Origin of the sequence: Yersinia massiliensis (genome assembly GCF_003048255.1) — a bacterium.
Lineage (GTDB): Bacteria > Pseudomonadota > Gammaproteobacteria > Enterobacterales > Enterobacteriaceae > Yersinia > Yersinia massiliensis_A.
In genome coordinates this window covers 2,148,217-2,168,410 of the sequence record NZ_CP028487.1, presented here as the reverse complement: position 1 = coordinate 2,168,410, position 20,194 = coordinate 2,148,217, and the positions used below count along the sequence as shown (strand labels likewise).

The window sequence follows — 20,194 nt, the reverse complement described above, 5'->3', positions numbered from 1 at the left end:
TAAAATCCGCCCCGCTCACCACATTGCTTCGCCATTTCACAACATTATTTCGCCACTGGGGTTCCTTCCCCACATGTGATGCTTGGCCTACTTCTGCGATAATGCTCGCCATTGTTGCACCGACGGCCGCCGCCACTGATAACTTGCATACTGCTGAAGATAATCAGGCAGCGGATCGCCACTCAAGGCTAATCGGTTGAGCATCAATGCTAGGTCAGTGTCGGCAATGCACCACTCATTAAACAGATATTTTCTGCCATCCGACAATAAGGGTTCAAGCCCCGAAATCAACTTACTGGCGGCTTGTAAGCCGTTCTCAGATAAAGGGGGTAACTTCAATCCAGCAAAAACGACCTCTGTTGGGCGCTCTGCTCGAATGGGCATAAAATCACTGCGCAACCACGCTTGTATCTCCCGCGCTCGAGCGCGTTCCTGCCTATCTTGCGGGTAAACTCTTGCATAATCCGGCGAGGGGAAACGCTCTTCTAAGTACTCAGCAATTGCCGAAGATTCTGACAGTTGAAAATCATCAATGACCAATGTCGGCACACGTCGCGTCGTGGACAACAGAGCATAAGCTGGCTGCATATGCTCCCCTTTGGACAAATTAATGGTGCTTAAAGTGAAAGGGAGTGCTTTTTCTGTCAGTGCAACAAATGCAGACATCACATAGGGACTGAAAAAATCTGCATCGCTGTATAGCGTTATCGTTTGCTGATTCATTGAGACTCCGGCGTGGTTCAGATGAAAAGCTGCGCCCTTTCCAAAACACAGCTTTCCAAGACTTAAAAACTAAAAAAAAGAAGATTATTCTGTAGGCTGCTGATCATCTAGAATCGTGAGTAAAATATCGGCATCCGGTGTTGTGATATGTTTCCCTTCCAGAAAACCGGCAAGCTTTGTTGGTGCATCATGTTCATACACTTCATAGCCATCAATTCGGTAGCCTGGGATACCATCTTGTGTACGGATATACTCATCACCATCAATGTAGTATCCAATAACACCGCTAGCATCTTCAATCTCGTAACGCTTATCAAAAGGAAATTGCTTCATCACTCATCCTAAAAAAAGTAGTGCATCTGCCTATAATGCCAATTAACAGCTATTTTATAAAGCAGTGACCACATTCATTGTCAAGTTTAGCTGAGTTGCAACCCGTTTATCCGGTCGCTGATGTTCAATATAAAACGAGCGGACAATCTTAGCGATAAACGCGCTATACTCATATAAATCCTATAAATAAGGAGAATATATGCTCATAGGATTTGTTTTATTGGTTAGCACTTGCGGGATGGATGCCTGTGAGGCTTTGCCTGTGACCGATGACATCTATGCGACTCGTCATGAGTGCATGGCAGTTGCGTTGCGTCTCCATGAAAGAAGACCTGATGTCGTATTAATCTGTGGTGAAGTTTACCGCAACGCGGGCAGTGATGAAGCAAACTGAAGCACTTCCGATATAACGTCATGCACTTAAGTGAAAATGATGACTCCGCTGTTGGCCGATGAAACTCAACACTATCAACTTTGCTGATTCTTTGAGTAACCCTAAACTCAGCCCCTAATGCAGAAAAAAGGCCCCACCGAAGTGGGGCTGATTTTATGCATCTAACTCAGTGAGTGCTAATTCCAAAGCAGGTATATCTTCAGAACTGAGTAATGGGATAAGCCTTTCTATTTCATCGTCAGAGCGATTGTAAATTTGCAGACTTAAAATCTTCGAGATAGTTTCTTCAGAGAAACGATACTTTAGGAGCTGAGCTGGATTTCCACCAACAATGGCATAAGGCGGTATATCTTTTGTGACTATACTCCCAGCAGCAATAACAGCCCCCTCACCCACGGTAACGCCAGGCAAAATCATGCAGCGCATACCCAGCCAACAGCCATCACTTAATACCGTATCCCCTCTTGGCTGATAAGAGTCTCTAATCATGCTCATAAAGGGATAAAGGCTAATAAAGTCAATCCGATGATTGTGATTCCCCCCCATCAATATCACAGCTTCTGCGGCAATACAGACATAATCGCCAATAATAAGCTGATCAATATGACCAAGCGGTTCCCATTGTTGACTAACACTGTCTCCGTGTAGATAACGGACAACTGAACTTTCAAACCCATCATCCCAACAGTCGCTATAGTAACTATGTTGACCTTTGATTAGAATATTTGGGTTTTTGACAGAAGCGTGCAGATATTCCACTTTTGACCAGTGTTTATTATTCATGACTTTTCCTTCCAATTTAAGAAAGCCATGGAACGTTTTGGTTCCGCGGCAGTGATTATACGTTCAGATAACCACTGCTATTCGCTATTCGAGGATGGAACATCAACGGACAGCAGCAAAGATTCATATTCATAAGTGCCACTTTTTAATTTATCTCAAGTGGATTGTATCATCTGACCGTTGTTTTTCCCCATGATTTTTTAACGGGCGATTAGAAATTCCTCAGGATTAATTTTTAATTCATTATCCGCGTCCTTCATGACGTTTAGGAAAGCTTTGCTTCTCATAACTCCACGTATATAATCACCAATACATAAACATATAGCCAACTGCGAGTAGTAATATAACAATACCAATGACATAGCCAATCTTGTTTGGGAAAGGCTTTTCACCCGTTTTAGACGAAGGGTCACTATTTGTCTTTCTGTTTTCTTCACTCATTATTTACCCTCACAATATGATAAAGCTTGCAGAAACATACTTAGCTATAAATATAGCAGTAGAAACGTCCAGATAATTCTTAAAGTAAAATTCGCCCGAAAATTTCAGCCAATAATCCTACCTAATCTTACAAAGTGTATGGTGATAAACCCGTGAGTAACTAGAATAACCACTACTCGCCATTCAATACCCACATTAACAATCACTTTATTTTTAGATAAGCTATTTGCTTGAATATAACCACCTGACACTGCAATTAATACCATCACATAAATTATTAGCAGAATACAACTTCACACGCTAACTTATTAACTTACACCTTGTTTATTCAAAGTTTAAATAACCATCTATTTACAGTGATATTGTACACCCGCTGATTTATTCTCAGCACTTATATTTCTCATTAAAATTTACGGGAGAATCAAAGATGAATATATTGACTGTAATCCGGAAAATTATTGTCCCAGCAATCTGTTTCTTATCTGTATTTGCTGCATTACCTTCACATGCAGCGCCATTGGAGTCCCAGAAATTTATATGTAGTGGTGCTTATGGCGATGCAACTGACTCTGGGCTATGGGACTGGACCTTTACAGCTAACAGCGAAGCTGACGCTGCCAATCAAGCAAAGGCTAAATATATGCTAACAACCCCTGGGGCTTGGGTTAACGTTTTCTTTTGCAGACCTCAGTAAATCTTATTATTAACACTATGCTGTAAATCCTCTGAGAGCCATTACGATAGTGGCTCTTATTGTTATTTCTATCTAAATTATCGAGTACGATATGACCTAAAAGAGGCTGTTCATTTCAATCCAGTCGCCCAATATATACGGTAAAGTGAGGATGGAGGATGAAATAATCAGAACCAGAGTCATATCCAATTTCTACTTCATTTTATGAGCAGTTGCTAAGCTGCTCATCGGTGTTCGGACCAGCGCCGAGACCGAGATGGTCATTGCTTCCCTCAGCGTTTTACCAGTACCACAGTAACGGCTTCGATCGGCACCTGCCTCATCAAACATAAAAGACAAAACCGGACTTAATAGCCCGGCTTGTTTACTTCTATTTTTTAGTCAGTATTAGAAGTTATATTTCACCCCTAACATTACTGCGGTATCGCTGTAGCCTTTGTTACCCACCTGCTGACCAACATTACCCCAGACATTTACCTTTTTGCTCAACTGGCCTTCAACACCCAACTTCAGTTCACCAATATTGGCAGCACCGGCTTGTTTCACCGTCATGCCATTCATCGTAGTGCCAAAGTCTTTGGTATTGTGGATCCAGTTGGCTTCCACAAACGGCTGGAATTCGCGGTCTTTACCTTTATCCTGATCAGCGTAGCCGTTCATAAAGGCTTTCATTCCTAAGCGAGTTTGAATATTACCATCACCTTCACCTGAGACACGCGTGCCATTGGCTTCTTTGTGGTCATCGGCTTTAACTCCCATCCAGGTGACCTGTGCTTTCGGTTGGATAAAGTAGCTGGCGTTTTTCGCTGCATTTTCGCCCACTTTAAAGGTATAGCCACTCTCAATCGAGGCGGTGACTCCTTTGGATTTATACTCTTCAGCCGCTAACTCCTGACCATTAACCCTGTTATTGAACCAGCTGTATTGTGCCCAACTATCGACATACAAGCCCGTTTTATCGGCACTGTTGGCATACCAGGTGCCATATACGCCAGTGCTATAACCATCCACTGAGGCGCGAGCGCTGTAGCCCGACAGTCGTGACTCAGTGGTGCTTTTGCTGTTACCGTATCCACCCATGATGCCCAGATGGAAACGATCTGCACCATTGTGGCTCCACTGGGCAATATCCCCCCCCAGTTGCATCACATAACGGTTACTTTGGGTGCGTAATTGGTCTTGTGTATCGCGAGAACGGTTATGACCGCCTTCTGTACGTAACCAGAGACTGGTGATTTTATGCTCGCCGGTCAAGGCATCAACATAGTGAGTTTCACCCAGACGGTCATGCATGCGGGTGACAAACATATTATTGGCAGCCGCAAGGTTAGCACTGTAACTGCTGGCTTCTGACCGCTCGACCATCGGTGGTGAAGGTTCGCCCGGAATGTCTGGAACGCCCGGAACATCTGGAACGTCTGGAACGTCTGGAATACCAGGTCCCGGCACACTTGTCGGGATCGAGCTTTGTAAATACCAGTTAGCTTCATTGCCGCCAATACCGCGCTCTAAGTAATAATCATAAGCCCCTGCGACAATGCGCCCGCTTTGGGTGAATTCACCCGCGGAATTGCCGGCTACAGTAATGAGTTCAATACCATTAAGAGTCTGAGCACCGCTGCCACCCAAATTGTTCACTTGTACATAGGTGTTGCCGGAGGTATTGCCGCCAATAGCCAGTTTGTCTGTAATTGAGCCGTCATCCTCCAGTACCGAATTCATATTCAGCAGGCCATTGTGACCAATATAATCGCCGATGATAGTTAAGGTGTTACCGCCAATACCGCCAAAATTCACAGTCCCGCCATTATTGAGGGATTGGAGCGTCTGGTTGTAACCATCTAAATCCAACGTCCCACCCGTATAGGTGGTGTAATCCGAAAGGGTACTGAATACATTGTCAGCACCGGCTTTAATACTGCCGCCATTAATAATGGTGGCACCGCTATAGCTGCTAGCAACAGACAATGTCAGGGCATATGGGCCATTTTGTATCAGGCTACCGGTACTACCCAGATCGAAACTCAGCAAATAATCGGCACTGCGTTGGAAAATCAGCTCGCCTTCATTTTGCAGTGGTCCAGCACCCGTAATGGTAGCCAGATCGTTGATTATTGTCTGGCCGGTAATCTTACCTCCGGCATATATATTTATAGAGCCATGGCTATTTAACGTTGTATTATGGGCTGTACCGTAGACTGATTGTCGCCCATTGTCATTTATCGTAGTGCTATTGGCCGAGCTATTACCGTAGACTAATTGAACACCACTGTTATTTATCGTGGCGTTGTTCACTATTCCGTCATCGTAGATAACCTGATACCCACTGTCATTTATGGTCGTGTTGTTGGCTATTCCGTTATTGTAGATAACCTGATACCCACTGTCATTTATCGTTGTATCATTAGCCACACCATCGCTTCGGATAATTTGATCTCCATTATTATTAACCGTGGTGCCGTTAGCAGTTCCTCCATAGACATTCTGATTCCCATAATTATTAACTGTGGTGCCGTTGGCTACCCCTCTGACATTCTGAGTCCCACTATTATTAATCATAGTGCCATTGGATATCCCTCCCACGATGACATTCTGAGCCCCACTATCATTAATTATAGTGTCATTGGATATCCCTCCCACGTTGACACTCTGCTCCCCATAATTATTAAGCGTGGTGCCGTTGGTTGTGCCACCCTCGTTGACATTCTGCTTTCCAGGAGACAAACGTGTACCACTAATGGTGGTCTCTTCGGCAATACCCCCCATTCCTATATTTTGTACATCACCAGTATCAAGAGCTTCACCGGTAACTACGCTATTAATAACTTCAGGCGTAAATGCTGCGAATGCGGGTGTGTGGCTCAACACCGCACAGATAAGAATAGTTAATACCGACATCTTGGTTTGGAGATGCTGATGTCTTGATTCCGCCCTGCAAACAAGAGTCACAGAGCGATTAGTGGGATTTTGGGAATTTCTATTCATATCTAAAAAGCCTCTGATAATAATCACTTGATTCAAATTACACTGGTGAAATAAGAAGGTTCGGCGGTAATTTACATAGTATTCCGTCGATAAATTAATTTAGATGTAGTTCTGTGATAATACTTTTAATAAAAAACAAACTTAAAATTAACATATATTAAATAATTAAAGTCCAAAAAATCCATATGCTAATCATCATGATAACACGTGCTTAATTTGCTATTTACGCACAATAAACCAACCTTCTTAGGATTAATATAAGTTGCATCTTTTTATTTGTAGGAAATATCCCAACTTAAGATGACTTCTCATGAATATATTATTCATCTTTATTTTATGAGTTGTATTGGTAGGTAAACCATCTTTGGCCATACCCATTGAGTTGCATTTGTTTACGCGGTGTACAAGCAGTTTCAAGCGCAAGTGTTTTGGCAAATACAAATGTCTGTCACGGGTTGACCACCTCCCATGCATCCATAAGGAATGCCATCTGTGATAACTGAGCGCGGTCATGGTAGTGGCTATCTTATATCCAGATGCTTGGACTCTAGGATTATGCTGCTTACAACCGAGATAGACTCTACGCTAATAGATAAAAAAAACTCAATGCTACTGATTAGCGAAACCTTAATATGTAAAAAACAATAAAACTCAATAAGATAAGATTAATATAAACAGAAAGCTATCATTGTTTAATTACTGTTTCACCACTTCTTGTAAAATAATGACCAGCTAAACACATAAAGGATTACTTTCATTTGAAAATTTCAATCATTGCAGCAACCGTTATATTTAGTGTCACTTTAAGTGGATGTGCAGTAAAAAATGACAAAACACAGTTTCAAGGTTTGGGTTTGACATATCAGTCGGATATCAAAAAGCTAGATAACGGAAACTACTTCACAGAAGTTGAAGCCGCACCTGCAGCAGGTCGGATTCATGGTGCTACTGGTACAGCCAGCAAAAAAGCGTCAGATTTTTGTCGGGTACAAAATAAGACCATGAAAGAAGTGAAAACTGATATAGATACTCATTTACTCGTTAATGGCGTTGCTCGCCTGACTTTCCAATGCGTATAAATATCGGTTAGCTTTCTTAAGTTTTTATATCTATAGGGAGCCGTTGTGAAAACGGCTCTCAATCTGCAATTATTTTTTTCCCGCATTCTGCCGCCAACTAATAACCTCACCGAGCCGATCTTTACAGATCCGCAGTGCACGTTTCAAAGCTAGCATACTTAGAGACACCACGGCTTATTCTCAGACCATTTAAGCTTGATGAACTTGTTGATTTTTATCAACTGATAAAAAAACATAGATACTGCCTCATCCACGCCTCAGAGAGTGGCTAGAATGAGGTTCTTTCAGTACTCATGCGAATGTAGTTTCACTATCTATCCGCTAATTCTACATAGAGGATAATCTCGCATGTAAAAAAGCCCCAGCGATTAACTGAGGCTTTGAGTTGGTGCTGTGATAGCTGACCTTGTAACCGTACCAACGATAATGCAATCCTTGCACCAAGGTAACTATCACAGCGACGCATAATTTACATTGTTAATATAAACAAATGTTAAACATGACAAGCTTTATAATTGTCATAGCTCACAAAACGGAAAACCGCCGCTTAATGGCGAGATTTTGATGATTATGCAATCTTCGTGACAACGTAACTATTCTTAACTCAATAATAGGTAAAACTCGTCACGAATAGCCTATGATGTGTTTTTGTATTAATTCGTACTAACTGTGACATTCTTTGTCCCCTGAATTTAATCAGATCTGACAGTTAGCGCCGAGCCGACAGCGGATTCGGTACTTTAACTCCCCATCAAACAGTAAACTGAAATTCTTTTATGATAAAAGAGTATCCGGTCAGCGACACCTTAAACCTAACGGAGCAGAAAATGAGAACGCAGAAGCGGTGCCTGGGATATGTGGCTGTAGTGGTTGACGACTATGACTGCGCTATTGAGTATTACACGGACAAGCTGGGTTTTACTCTTGTTGAGGATACGCCGCAGCCTGAGAAACGCTGGGTGGTGGTTACACCGAATCCGGAAAGCGACTGTAACATTCTACTCGCACGCGCCTCAAACGAGAGACAAGAAAACTTTATTGGCAACCAGTGCGGCGGTAGGGTGTTCCTATTCCTGCAGACAGATGATTTCTGGCGAGATTACAATTCGATGAAGACAAAAGGAGTTAATTTCTGCGAAGAGCCGCGCGAAGAGGACTACGGAACAGTGGTTGTGTTTGAAGATCTCTACGGCAACCGTTGGGACCTCTACCAGAACATGCAGAACTGAAGAGTTATACCTGCCGCGCCCTTAATAAGCGGTCGGGGGGTTATGAATAATTTTAATGACAGTATCTAACAGTAATCTCCCGACCACCAAAACATTGAAAGCAACAGATCTGGTTTATGAAGTATCCCCTCCCAGCTTTCACGAGATCCGCAGTCTGGCATCGCGGCTTTATGAGGCAGAATACAGTAAGGAATTTGCACAGAAATTGCTTGGACACAAATCGATGAAAATGACGAATGTGTACCTGGATTCACGTAAAAATGAGTGGGTTGAGATTTAGGCCGAGTATAGGATTTCGGGGAGATTTCGGGAGGAAAATAAAAACACCAATAAAATAAATTAGTTAAAAAAAGACCGAATACGATTCCTATATTCGGTCTAGGGAAATGGCTCTTGGGAGAGAGCCGTGCGCTAAAAGTTGGCATTAACGTAGGCTTACTCAGCCGTACCCTTTAAGCGTAGTCGAGCGCATGCTTTTCGCCAAGTTGATTGCAAAAGTAATTAATTACGGTTGTAAATTAATTTGCATTATAAGCATCTGCGCTGGAGAAGTACTACATAACCAATTGTTTGATATGAATTAACACTCACCAATGCCAATAAAAAAGGTCACATTACTTTTGGCATAACGTCATAGCACGCTGAACAAAGGGCTCTAAACTCATCTTTTGACTTGGATTTGCACTGTCATCAAGCAGCAATACATCTAATGGTTTCGCCAAAACATGCCCTGCTTTCATTTGCTCGGTCGCAATATCATTTAGCGGATATTGCGTTAACGTACTTGGGTTAATCACAAATAATGCATCACCTGCGCGGCATTCCAACATGACTTCTTCTCGGGTAAACGCCCATTGCTTTCCAAATTCAAACTTACTGACAGTGATAATTTTCCCAGCAGCAAAAGCATTAACTGATAGCATCAGTAAGGTTAACGCCAACACAGAACCCTTCATTTTTAATCACCCTCAAACCATTCATAGCATTGATTTTCTCGCATACTCAGCCGCAGATGCAAGCACAGAGCGATATATGTCGCCTCTATTTCCCAGACTAGACCGGTGCCATGGTCGCAAACAGGCTGACCAGCAGTAACACAGCTGCACCAAGCAAGATTTCAGTACAGCTGTTTATCACCAGCCAATAATGTGCTTTTGCAGGAAGTTTCCTTAGCATAGGGACAATCCGATAACGATTAATCAGGGCAATGAAAATCATCAACATAACCAATACCACTTTGCTGAACAACAGTATCTGATAGCTGGATGTCAGCTCAAGCTGAGTATCGCGCAACATAATTAAGCTGTTAATGACGCCCGTCGCCAATACCAATGCAACGGACAAATGCCCCCAACTTGAAAACCGGATTAAGACAGAGGTGGCTTCGCGTTTAACCATTTGATTGCGGGTATAAGCTAGGCAGATAAGCAATGGAGGAAGGCATCCTACCCAGTAACCCGCACTGATTAGATGTATGACCTGATTCGTCTGATGAATCCAGCCCAATAGACCATCGTGCATTGCGGCATGCCCTGTGAATGCCAAACTGGCTAATAACAATGCCGAGCAACCAGCCATCATCCGAAATGCAGTACGAGTTGGCCCAAGGAAGATTATCCCCATGCTCAGAACCGATAACGCTAGATGCCATTGCCACACTTGACCAAAGCGTGTCCCCAACACCGACCACCACACTGACAGTCGATAAGTATCAGCCCAGCCATCCCCCATCATGCCAGCTTGAATGGCGAGCAGACCCACAGCAGAGATAAAGGCAAGCGTTGTACTGATAATTAGCAGAGGTGACAGGCGTTTTGTGAGTATCGAAGAGAATGAACCTGATGCGAGAACAGCGGTGAATAGACTGATGCCAAACATCAGCATCACCGCCATAAAATGCAGGAAGCGACAAAGAATAAATAGTGCCGCTAGAGACATATTATTTCACAGTGAAACTGTAGGTGCCTTTTGTTTTATGGCCGTCAACCGAAACTACATGCCATGAAACATTGTATTTACCCGCAGTCAATGCGTGATCGATAGGCAGTATCAATTGTGTGTTGTTAGCTGGGTCCAATTTCAGTGCCCCTGTTTTCACGACACTATTATCTGGCCCGGTGACTTTTACACCACTGAAATTCAACTCTATTCCTTCCGAGAACCCTAACGTCAGCGCTTCTGGGGCTGAGCCGATGGTCGTATCCGCGGCGGGAGATTCAATCTTTAAATGTGCATGAGCAAGAGCTTGTTGGCTAGAGAGCCCAACAAATAGCACGATAAGAGCCGAAAGCATGCGGCATGAAGAACGTACTTTACGAATAAACATGGTATCCCTTTATCGATGGGGAGAATAATCAGTCTGCTACCAACCATATCCTATATTGGCAGAGCAAACCCCTATCAAATCCAGTCAATTGCACTACCTGTGAGGTAGGACACAAAAGAAAACGCCAGTTTCTGATTGATGATTGAAATATCACCAATAGTTGAACGATAACTAAACTCACCCGTTTGACGTTAATGCAAATGATAACGATTTAGTTATTGCAAGTCGAGAAACCAAAGGTAAACAATATGTAAATGGCGAGAAAACAATATGATGGGAGGGGGTCATTACCACTAGCATTGCGGGGCTAAACAAAGCACCGCAGCAACCTGTTCCTTCAAGGTAACCAATTGCTGCAGCGAATGTCTCACAAATCCATACTAATCGCTGAAATTAAGCCTGTGGATGGCTTTGGGCGGCCATTGTTTTTAAGTCTTTATCGACGAAGAACAATGAATTGCCACTATTACCAACCAGAGCCAATTTATCCAAGATTGATTTGAACAATTTTTCTTCTTCATGCTGTTCAGCAACATACCATTGCAGGAAGTTGAAAGTTGAATAGTCGTGAGTGGTCATTGCGACATGGGCAAGCTCATTGATTTGAGTGGTAATTAATTGTTCATGTTCGTAGGTCAATTTAAAGACATCAGCCAATGAAGCAAAATCGATTGGCGGCGCACTGATGGTACCTAAAACAGGCATAGAGCCGGTTCCGCTGAGGTACTCAAATAAACGCTGCATGTGCTGCATCTCTTCCTGAGAATGCTCTTTTAGAAATGCTGCCGCGCCTTCAAAGCCTTTATCGCTGCACCAAGCACTCATTTGTAGATATAGATTCGCAGAGTAAAATTCCAGATTCAGCTGCTCATTGAGCTTTTGTGCCATTTCTGTTTTCAACATAATAATTCCCTTCTCTTTTTATAATGCAGGTAAGCAACGATTGATGCTTGTATTATGCCAAGATAAAAACAAAATAAGAACACCCTATTCACATTATTATTATCGAAAAGAACAAAATAATGTAAGCCATTGTTTTTAATTTGATTAATAAATCTAGCATATGAGCTTAACTGTTATAAGAATCATTTACATTAACACTGAAATACTAAAAAGAATGATTCTTATTTAAGTGGAGTTTTTATTAAATAATAAAAATAAAAGTTAGATGATTATTATTCTCGCTGAGTCGAATGCCATTATCACATTTCACTTCGTTATATTCGCTACTTGCCAACACCCGCCGACTGCATTACCTTTTGCGCCATAGTCAAAACAAGTAAGCAGGAGAATACGATGGGATACAATCTGGCAGAGCTCTCTAGAGAAGAAATGGCCAAGATGAATGTTGATTTAGCGGCGTCAGGAGTGGCATTTAAAGAACGCTACAACATGCCTGTTATTCCAGAAATGGTCGCGCGCGAACAACCAGAAGAGCTGTGTGAGTACTTTTCACAACGGCTTGCCCATTACCGAATCGAGTCGAATAAGTTCTCGCGTTTGCCGTATGAACCTAAAATGAAGTCATGATAAAACGCCTGTTAGGTAAAACTACAGGCGTAAATCAATAAGCGGTTAGGATTTACGAGCAAACTTGTCCGTAGCAAGAATTAACTGATGCAAAATCCCCGGCTCATCGAATGAATGCCCTGCCCCTTCAACAAGGTGCAATTCAGCCTCTGGCCAAGCTTGCGCTAAGTCCCACGCATTTTGTGGCTGGCAAGCCATATCGTATCGGCCATGAATGATCACGGCAGGAATGTGACGAATACGCGTAACGTTATCTAGCAATTGATTATCATCATCTAAAAAACCTAAATGGGTAAAATAGTGATTTTCAATGCGCGCAAAAGCCAATGCAAAATCATCTTCACCGAAGGATGCTGAACTTTTGGTCGGCAATAAAGTGACGGTTTCACCCTCCCACAGACTCCAGATTTTTGCTGCCTCCAACTGCACCGCCTTATCTGGTGATGTCAGTCGTTTGCGATAAGCAGCGATAACATCACCCTGCTCTTCTGGCGACAAAATGGATAAAATACGTTGCCATTTATCAGGGAAGAAACGCGAAGCACCCTCTTGATAGTACCAATGCAGCTCTTTTTTACGCAGGGTGAAGATACCCCGCAACACCATTTCACTGACTCGCTCTGGGTGTGTTTCTCCATAGGCCAGCGCCAGTGTGGAACCCCATGAACCACCAAATAGCAGCCATTTATCTACACCGGCCATTTTTCGCAGCCGCTCGATATCTTCGACTAAATGCCACGTGGTGTTATTTTCAAGGCTGGCGTGGGGTTTCGAACGCCCGCACCCACGTTGATCAAACAGCAACACTTTATATTTTGTCGGATTAAACAATTGCCGATGATAAGGTGCTATTCCCCCGCCTGGGCCACCATGGATAAATACCGCTGGTTTGCCCTCAGGGTTACCACAGAGTTCCCAGTAAATCTGATGCCCATCGCCGGTGTCTAATAAACCACTGTCGTAGGGTTCATACGCTGGATAAAGTCCACGTAACTGTTCCATTATTTTCCCTGTTTCTTATTAGACATAAAGGCTATCAAAGCTTATACCGCACGTAGGGTCAACGATAAAACATCACATTTACGCCAATCAGCTCATTAATTCTATCAACTGCTGATAATTGCATCGGATCTCAATGAATAGCTCGGCGATAGTTCAGCACAGCATGTGAATTACGCGGTATCAAGAGGGGTGATGATTTAATAATACTCTTGTTAAACAATCTATTAATCGTAGTGACGGTTTATCTACTTGCAACTCCCTGCCATTAGGTGGTTAATAGGCATGCGTACCAACCTAACCGAAGGTAAAGAGAGGCAAGCCATGAGTAAGGGAATGGACAGCAAAAAGAACGCGAAGAAAAAACCACTAAAAACACCGGCTGAGAAAAAAGCTGAGAAACGCGCTAAGAAGTCATCAACATCCAGCGCAGAATAATGGTATTTTCGTCTCGTTAGCCAACCCGCCCCGAAAGGCGGGTTTTTTGTTGGTTGTTATCATGGAAACGAAGGAGATTAAGGATGTATTTTCGTGTCATCGATACTGAAACTTGTGGTTTAGACGGTGGGATTGTCGAGGTTGCTTCAATAGATATAGTGGATGGACAACTGAGTAACCCGATGAGTGACCTGGTCAGCCCGGACAGACCAATCAGTATTGACGCCATGGTGATTCACCATATCACTGAAGAAATGGTCGAGGGTAAACCAAGAATCGCTGTCGCCATTCAAAAATATCAGGGTAGTCCTTATTATGTTGCGCATAACGCCCCTTTTGACAGAGGTGTTCTGCCTGAGATGGGCGGCCAATGGATTTGTACGTTCAAGCTGGCACGTATGCTTTACCCTGATATTAAGTACAGTAATCAATATCTACGTTATGCCTTACGCCTGAATGTTTCACCGCCTGATGGACTGTACCCTCATCGCGCGTTATATGACTGCTACGTCACTGCGGCATTGTTGCAGCGCATTATGAAGGACTCAGGTTGGAACGCTGAGCAAATGGTCGAGATAACGCAGCAACCCTTGTTGTTGCAGACCTTTAAATTCGGCAAGTATCGCGGGAAAAGTATTGAGCAGATAGCCCGACAAGATCCGGACTACCTGCGATGGATGTTAGCTTCAATCACTGATTTGACGCCAGATATGCGCCATACACTGAACCATTATCTGTCGTAATTTGATTGGTGCTATCAAGCGAGGCCTAGAATAAATGCGTATTCCAAAGCGATATCTTCATAGGCTTTGAAACGGCCCGACTTGCCGCCATGACCGGAATCCATATCAGTATGGAGCAGCAGTTGGTGGTCATCGGTTTTCATTTCACGCAGTTTGGCGACCCATTTTGCCGGTTCCCAATATTGAACCTGGGAATCGTGTAAGCCGGTCGTGACCAACATGTGCGGGTAATCTTGAGCTTTAACCTGATCGTAGGGGCTGTATTGCTTAATATAATCGTAATACGCCTTCTCGTTTGGATTGCCCCACTCATCATATTCACCGGTGGTTAGCGGGATAGACTCATCCAGCATCGTGGTGACCACATCAACAAATGGCACTTGCGCGACAACACCTTTATACAGTTCAGGGGCTTGGTTAATGACCGTTCCCATCAGTAAACCACCTGCACTCCCCCCCATAGCAAAGACACGCTTAGCATCACCGTAACCTTTTTCTATCAATGCCTTAGTGACATCAATAAAGTCATTAAAGGTATTTAATTTATTGAATAACTTTCCATTTTCATACCATTGTTGACCCAGCTCGCCACCACCTCGAATATGCGCCAGTGCAAAGACAAAGCCACGGTCCAGTAAGCTCAAGCGGCTGCCACTAAAAACCGGATCCATACTGCTGCCGTAAGAACCGTAGCCATACACTAACAAGGGGTTAGCGCCTGAAACAAATTGGTCGCGGTGATAAACCAGCGAGACAGGTATTTTTACGCCATCAGTTGCTGTCACCCAAATCCGTTCGCTACGGTATTTTTCAGGTGAGAAGTTCTTCACTTCCTGCTGTTTAAGCAACTGGCGCGCGCCAGTGTCCATATTCAGCTCAAACATTGAGCTGGGCGTGGTCATGGATGAGTAGCCATAGCGCAGCAGTTCAGTTTCTGGCTCGGGGTTATACGCGAGCCAAGTCACATAGGTAGGATCATCGAATGTAATCGATTTTTCTTCCCCTGTGTTCCAGTGAATTTGCCGCAAATGGGTCAGCCCTTCGCTACGCTCTTCGACCACCAGCCAGTCACGGAACAAACTGAACCCTTCCAACATCACGTCTATTCTTGGCGCAATGATGGGCTGCCACTGGGACTCATCAGCAAAATCACTGAGCGTTTTACCTTCTTCCGCTATGTTGTACAGACCAAAATTCTTGCCGTCTTCAGATGTGCATCTGTTTTTATTAGAGCGAATGTAGAAATGCTGCTTGTAGTGATCCAAACCATATTCATGGTCTTTACGCCGTGGCGCAAACAGCTGCGGCACAGGGTTATGCTGATCGGCATCCAGCAGGAGAATCTCAGAGGTGGTGGTGCTGCTGAGATGAATAACGATATAGCGCTCTGAAGTGGTTTTTTCTAAACCAACATAGAAAGTGTCGTCAGTTTCCTGGTAGATCAGTTGATCTTGCTTTGGGTCAGTCCCAACGATGTGGCGATAGACTTGATAAGGCAATAACGTTTTTTCATGTTTACGCACGTAGTACAGAGTTTTTGAGTCATTTGCCCACTCAAAACTGCCTGACGTATTGGTAATAACATCTTCTTGCCAAGTATCGGTTTGTAAATGTTTTACCCGAATATCATATTGGCGGCGCGATAAGAAATCTTCTGCAACCGCCAAAAGTTGATTGTCTGGGCTGACATCTAACCCACCTAAGGTATAAAAGTCACTGTCTACGGCACGCTGGTTACCATCCAATAACGTTTCCCAGCTGCTATCCGCCCAAATAGGTTGACGGACATAAATCGCATATTCGTTACCCGGTTCATAGCGTGTCTGATAGCGGTAACCGTTACGGACATAAGGAACAGATTCTTCTTGTGGCGGAATACGGGATACCATTTCTTGGTATAAGGTTTCGCGCAAGGGTTGCAGTGGCTTCATGGCCGCTTCAGTGTATTCATTCTCAGCTTGCAAATAATTCAAAACATCCGTGTTGGTACGTTCATCATCACGTAACCAGTAGTAGTCATCTACACGGGTATCGCCGTGCATAGTTATCGGATAAGGGCGTTTTGCTGCCTTTGGAGGTGTGGTCATGGGTGAGTTATCCATCTGTGTTCGTTATCGCGAGGGTGACACGATTATTTAGTGATGCCAAGCACCAACATTTAATGATAATGAATCAATATGAGTCTAATTGAGTAATAAATAGAGTGAGAAACAGGTATCGGAATTCTTTGCCCCAGTACCTGTTTAGATGCGGTTCAGGCAAGTGCGTGCCGCTAACAACCCTGCTGCTTCAAGAAAAAAATATACCCAAAGTCATTGGAGTCACAGGTAGGCGGCAATTGAATTCATCCCGATGAGCATACATGAGTAAGTGATTCGGGCGAGTGAAAGCAGCCAACACCCCTGTGGCTTCAAGAAAAAAATATACCCAAGGTCATTGGAGTCACAGGTAGGCGGCAATTGAACTCATCCCGATGAGCATACATGAGTATGTGATTCGGGTGAGTGAAAGCAGCCAACACCCCTGTGGCTTCAAGAAAAAAATATACCCAAGGTCATTGGAGTCACAGGTAGGCGGCAATTGAACTCATCCCGATGAGCATATATGAGTATGTGATTCGGGTGAGTGAAAGCAGCCAACACCCCTGTGGCTTCAAGGACGAAGGGTATACGTCATCGAACCAGCCTGACAATCTAACACCACCTCATAGGTCTCATCGCCCTTATTACCTCGAACAACCAATGGAACCTGCCAGATGTCATCTTTACCGGTGATATCGACTTCACTGATCCAAACCACGGGCTTATTAGTCCCGAGTCGTTTTTTGTCATTTTCCCAGCGCGTGATTCTATTTTGCAGAAAATCGCGTTTGACCTGAGTGGCAACCTGAGATTGATTTAAGCCGGTACAAGTAGGTACTTTCGCTACCCGTGGCTCTTGCGCTTGTACATTGCCTATGATGGCTGCCGATACGGCAGCAAATACCAAGGCGAGTCCTGTCTTTCTCATCCTTCCTCCACTTTTTATTATTACTATCCAGCGGCAGGAACGATGATTGAGAGGTAGGTTACAGAGTGAACAACGCTGTCGCGTCTGCGAATTAGCGTTGCTGAATTAACACCGAGTAAACTCAATCACGTAGAACTGTTCCAAGCCGGGATAGATCGCCTTAATCACCTTTCTAAGTTCATCCAAGGACATATTTTCTTGCTCAGCATGGCGCTCAGTTAACGCATCCAATGTCACGGGCGTAACTGACGCGACCTTGATGTGACAGAAAAATACGCCGTCTTCATTGCGACATACGCGCAGAATTTCTTCTAGGCGAAAATCGGATTCACTGCTATCTCGGATCGTGATCGTTTTACGATCAGCCAAAATATCCGCCTCAAAGCGGCGAAAGAAGGTGATTTCACGATTCATTTTAGATCCCTTTTTGACTTTCTGCCGAAAGTAGGCAGATTAAGCGGCTTGATTTTCTTCAGGTTTGGTTTTTTTCTCTGGCGCGTTTTTCTCAGACTTCACTTTTGACTGCCCATCTACAGGGGCTGTAGGACTTGCACCCCGAAGAATTTGCCCCAATGCATCTTTATTTTCTGCCAAGAAGAAACTTAGCGCTTCACGCTGTTCTTCTTCCAGTGTTAAGGGAGCTTGTGACAACCATTCAGACAAATTGTCAGCCAAATCCAGCATTTTATCGTAGGCATCGGCTTCTTTTTTGGTTGTGAAAGTCATTTTTTCCTCACCCTGTCTTACCACGACGAATTTTATTTCAACGGCCATGAATAAACGTCCTATTTGCTTATAGGTTACTGTACATAAACACAGTATAAGATGATTTGTTGGGGAGATGCAATCACCATCCCCCCACTGTGATTATTTTAATAGACGGGCTTTGCAGTTTTTGCCTTTGATTTTACCTTGTTGCAGCTGTTGTAAAGCGCGCTTGGCGCTGGCCTTACGGATAGCCACATAGGCATGCACCGGGAACATGTCGATTTTACCCACGTCTGCCGCCGTCAATCCCGCATCACCGGTGAGTGCGCCCAAGATATCACCTGGACGAATTTTTGCTTTACGGCCACCGTCAATGCATAGCGTCACCATTTCGGGTTCCAACAGAGGGCTAGTACTGCGGCTCACTTGATCAGTGGGTGTCCATTTCAACTTTATTTGCAGATAATCTTCAATTGCATGGGCGCGAGTCATTTCTTGTGGTGTACACAAGCTAACAGCCAGCCCGCTCATCCCTGCTCGGCCAGTACGCCCAATGCGGTGTACATGAACTTCAGGATCAAACGCCAGTTCAAAGTTAACCACTAACTCTAAATCTTTGATGTCCAGACCACGAGCTGCAACATCGGTTGCCACTAACACACGGCAGCTGCGGTTGGCAAAACGGACCAGCACCTGATCACGGTCACGTTGTTCTAAATCACCGTGTAACGCCAGTACACTGATACCACGGGATTCCAAGGCGTCGTAAACGCTCTGGCAATCTTTTTTGGTGTTACAAAACACGACACAAGATGCTGGCTGATAGTGGCTGAGAATGGCAATCAGCAGCGGTAAGCGTTTTTCGCGCGTGGTTTCAAAGAACATCTGCTCAATGGCGGGGGCTTCTTCGCCATCATCCACTTCAACATTGAGCGGATCACGCTGTACCCGCGCACTGATTCGTTCAATGCCAAACGGATAAGTGGCGGAGAACAACAGTGTTTGGCGCGTTGGTGGGGTGTAAGAAATCACATCATCGATGGCATCGGCGAAGCCCATATCTAACATGCGATCGGCTTCATCCAAGACCAACACCTTGAGATCATCCAGCACCAGCGTTTTTTTGCGTAAATGTTCTTGGATGCGCCCTGGTGTACCGACAACGATATGAGGCGCATGTACCAGAGAGTCCAACTGGTGGCCCATCGGCTGCCCGCCACATAAGGTCAGAATTTTGATGTTCTGAGTGAAACGGGCCAAGCGGCGTAGCTCTTTACTGACTTGGTCTGCCAATTCACGGGTTGGACACAACACTAATGCCTGAGTGACAAACTCACCTACCGCAATTTTGTCTAGCAAACCGATACCAAATGCAGCGGTTTTGCCACTGCCGGTTTTGGCCTTCGCACGAACATCTTGGCCCTTGAGGATTGCCGGTAGCGCTGCAGCCTGTACCGGTGTCATCTCGGTATAGCCAAGTTCATTAAGATTGGACAACTGCTCAGCAGGCAGCGTCAAGGTAGCAAAGGAGGTTGTGCTCACGGCAAAGACTCTTATAACAGGATGGAATGGCAGCGATGGCCTGAAGGCAAGCGCAATATTTTGGCGCGATAATACCAGAAGTGGGCCTCTTGCCGGTAGAATACTGCAAAAACCCTACAAATTAGACCTGCTCAGCGCTTTTCACGATGGCCTTCATGCGTTCAGAATGAAAATTCTTACCCAATAAATGCCCCTCTTTGACTGCGCTCAGTTAGATACGCAATCGTTTTCGTTTCTA

At 44.2% G+C, this 20,194-nt stretch carries 22 protein-coding genes and 1 pseudogene; 8 read left to right on the top strand and 15 right to left on the bottom strand.

The features are described 5' to 3' along the window. Window positions 1-87: 87 nt before the first annotated feature. Both yfcF and DA391_RS10210 read right to left on the bottom strand, forming a co-directional pair. A complete protein-coding gene (gene yfcF / locus DA391_RS10215) occupies window positions 88-723 on the bottom strand; it encodes a glutathione transferase (RefSeq protein WP_050080599.1) in 636 nt (211 codons plus the stop codon). A gap of 84 nt (window positions 724-807) precedes the next feature. Beyond that, complete coding sequence (locus DA391_RS10210) at window positions 808-1,056, bottom strand: hypothetical protein (RefSeq protein ID WP_019210224.1); 249 nt, start codon at window positions 1,054-1,056, stop codon at window positions 808-810. 199 nt (window positions 1,057-1,255) lie between these two features. Here DA391_RS10210 and DA391_RS10205 point away from each other — a divergent pair, with 199 nt between their 5' ends. After that, on the top strand, window positions 1,256-1,450 hold the full coding sequence (locus DA391_RS10205) for a hypothetical protein (RefSeq protein ID WP_049607057.1): 195 nt from the start codon (window positions 1,256-1,258) through the stop codon (window positions 1,448-1,450). A 153-nt stretch (window positions 1,451-1,603) separates the two neighbouring features. Here the strand turns inward: DA391_RS10205 and DA391_RS10200 are convergent, their stop codons facing one another. Together DA391_RS10200 and DA391_RS24205 are read right to left on the bottom strand one after the other, a co-directional pair. Beyond that, complete coding sequence (locus DA391_RS10200; RefSeq protein WP_108087676.1) at window positions 1,604-2,233, bottom strand: CatB-related O-acetyltransferase; 630 nt, start codon at window positions 2,231-2,233, stop codon at window positions 1,604-1,606. A 303-nt stretch (window positions 2,234-2,536) separates the two neighbouring features. Next, entirely contained in the window at window positions 2,537-2,674 is a 138-nt protein-coding gene (locus DA391_RS24205) for a hypothetical protein (protein ID WP_155489872.1), read from the bottom strand. Between the two features lie 427 nt (window positions 2,675-3,101). On the opposite strand from DA391_RS24205, the gene DA391_RS10195 reads away from it, so the two are divergent. Then, a complete protein-coding gene (locus DA391_RS10195) occupies window positions 3,102-3,368 on the top strand; it encodes a hypothetical protein (protein WP_050080596.1) in 267 nt (88 codons plus the stop codon). Window positions 3,369-3,755: 387 nt separating this feature from the next. On the opposite strand, the gene DA391_RS10190 is transcribed toward DA391_RS10195, so the two are convergent. Further along, window positions 3,756-6,266, bottom strand: coding sequence for an autotransporter outer membrane beta-barrel domain-containing protein (locus tag DA391_RS10190; protein WP_240624813.1), 2,511 nt, complete (start codon window positions 6,264-6,266; stop codon window positions 3,756-3,758). Between the two features lie 845 nt (window positions 6,267-7,111). On the opposite strand from DA391_RS10190, the gene DA391_RS10185 reads away from it, so the two are divergent. The 3 genes and pseudogenes from DA391_RS10185 to DA391_RS10175 all read left to right on the top strand — a co-directional run. Next, a complete protein-coding gene (locus tag DA391_RS10185) occupies window positions 7,112-7,432 on the top strand; it encodes a hypothetical protein (protein ID WP_050080592.1) in 321 nt (106 codons plus the stop codon). 827 nt (window positions 7,433-8,259) lie between these two features. Beyond that, window positions 8,260-8,661: a VOC family protein gene (locus DA391_RS10180; RefSeq protein ID WP_108088266.1), complete on the top strand. Its 402-nt coding sequence runs from the start codon at window positions 8,260-8,262 to the stop codon at window positions 8,659-8,661. 100 nt (window positions 8,662-8,761) lie between these two features. Continuing rightward, window positions 8,762-8,941 (top strand): annotated as a pseudogene (locus DA391_RS10175) (tyrosine-type recombinase/integrase); the annotation flags it as partial. Between the two features lie 334 nt (window positions 8,942-9,275). On the opposite strand, the gene DA391_RS10170 reads toward DA391_RS10175, so the two are convergent. The 4 genes from DA391_RS10170 to ftnA all read right to left on the bottom strand — a co-directional run bounded on the left by DA391_RS10170 (window position 9,276) and on the right by ftnA (window position 11,890). Further along, window positions 9,276-9,617: a YebY family protein gene (locus DA391_RS10170; RefSeq protein ID WP_108087674.1), complete on the bottom strand. Its 342-nt coding sequence runs from the start codon at window positions 9,615-9,617 to the stop codon at window positions 9,276-9,278. A gap of 97 nt (window positions 9,618-9,714) precedes the next feature. Beyond that, window positions 9,715-10,599: a copper homeostasis membrane protein CopD gene (gene copD / locus DA391_RS10165; RefSeq protein ID WP_108087673.1), complete on the bottom strand. Its 885-nt coding sequence runs from the start codon at window positions 10,597-10,599 to the stop codon at window positions 9,715-9,717. Between the two features lies 1 nt (window position 10,600). Then, window positions 10,601-10,987 carry a CopC domain-containing protein YobA gene (gene yobA, locus DA391_RS10160; RefSeq protein ID WP_050080589.1) on the bottom strand — a complete coding sequence of 129 codons (387 nt, stop codon included), beginning with the start codon at window positions 10,985-10,987 and terminating at the stop codon, window positions 10,601-10,603. 393 nt (window positions 10,988-11,380) lie between these two features. Further along, the gene (gene ftnA, locus DA391_RS10155; protein ID WP_019210237.1) at window positions 11,381-11,890 is read right to left on the bottom strand and encodes a non-heme ferritin; all 510 of its coding nucleotides are present in this window, start codon (window positions 11,888-11,890) and stop codon (window positions 11,381-11,383) included. Window positions 11,891-12,283: 393 nt separating this feature from the next. On the opposite strand from ftnA, the gene DA391_RS10150 reads away from it, so the two are divergent. After that, the gene (locus DA391_RS10150) at window positions 12,284-12,517 is read left to right on the top strand and encodes a DNA polymerase III subunit theta (RefSeq protein ID WP_108087672.1); all 234 of its coding nucleotides are present in this window, start codon (window positions 12,284-12,286) and stop codon (window positions 12,515-12,517) included. 45 nt (window positions 12,518-12,562) lie between these two features. Here the strand turns inward: DA391_RS10150 and pip are convergent, their stop codons facing one another. After that, window positions 12,563-13,519 carry a prolyl aminopeptidase gene (gene pip / locus DA391_RS10145; protein ID WP_050285736.1) on the bottom strand — a complete coding sequence of 319 codons (957 nt, stop codon included), beginning with the start codon at window positions 13,517-13,519 and terminating at the stop codon, window positions 12,563-12,565. A gap of 282 nt (window positions 13,520-13,801) precedes the next feature. Between pip and DA391_RS24200 the strand changes: the two genes are divergently transcribed. Both DA391_RS24200 and exoX read left to right on the top strand, forming a co-directional pair. After that, complete coding sequence (locus DA391_RS24200; protein ID WP_155410999.1) at window positions 13,802-13,954, top strand: hypothetical protein; 153 nt, start codon at window positions 13,802-13,804, stop codon at window positions 13,952-13,954. Window positions 13,955-14,037: 83 nt separating this feature from the next. Next, complete coding sequence (exoX, locus tag DA391_RS10140; RefSeq protein WP_108087671.1) at window positions 14,038-14,697, top strand: exodeoxyribonuclease X; 660 nt, start codon at window positions 14,038-14,040, stop codon at window positions 14,695-14,697. 14 nt (window positions 14,698-14,711) lie between these two features. On the opposite strand, the gene DA391_RS10135 is transcribed toward exoX, so the two are convergent. The 5 genes from DA391_RS10135 to dbpA all read right to left on the bottom strand — a co-directional run bounded on the left by DA391_RS10135 (window position 14,712) and on the right by dbpA (window position 19,956). Continuing rightward, entirely contained in the window at window positions 14,712-16,784 is a 2,073-nt protein-coding gene (locus DA391_RS10135; RefSeq protein WP_108087670.1) for a S9 family peptidase, read from the bottom strand. Between the two features lie 565 nt (window positions 16,785-17,349). Beyond that, on the bottom strand, window positions 17,350-17,706 hold the full coding sequence (gene yebF, locus DA391_RS10130; protein ID WP_108087669.1) for a protein YebF: 357 nt from the start codon (window positions 17,704-17,706) through the stop codon (window positions 17,350-17,352). A 105-nt stretch (window positions 17,707-17,811) separates the two neighbouring features. Then, window positions 17,812-18,120, bottom strand: a complete 309-nt coding sequence (gene yqfB / locus DA391_RS10125; RefSeq protein ID WP_108087668.1) for a N(4)-acetylcytidine aminohydrolase — start codon at window positions 18,118-18,120, stop codon at window positions 17,812-17,814. Between the two features lie 39 nt (window positions 18,121-18,159). Next, entirely contained in the window at window positions 18,160-18,480 is a 321-nt protein-coding gene (locus tag DA391_RS10120) for a YebG family protein (RefSeq protein ID WP_019210245.1), read from the bottom strand. Window positions 18,481-18,573: 93 nt separating this feature from the next. Further along, window positions 18,574-19,956: an ATP-dependent RNA helicase DbpA gene (gene dbpA, locus DA391_RS10115; protein ID WP_108087667.1), complete on the bottom strand. Its 1,383-nt coding sequence runs from the start codon at window positions 19,954-19,956 to the stop codon at window positions 18,574-18,576. Between the last annotated feature and the right edge of the window lie 238 nt (window positions 19,957-20,194).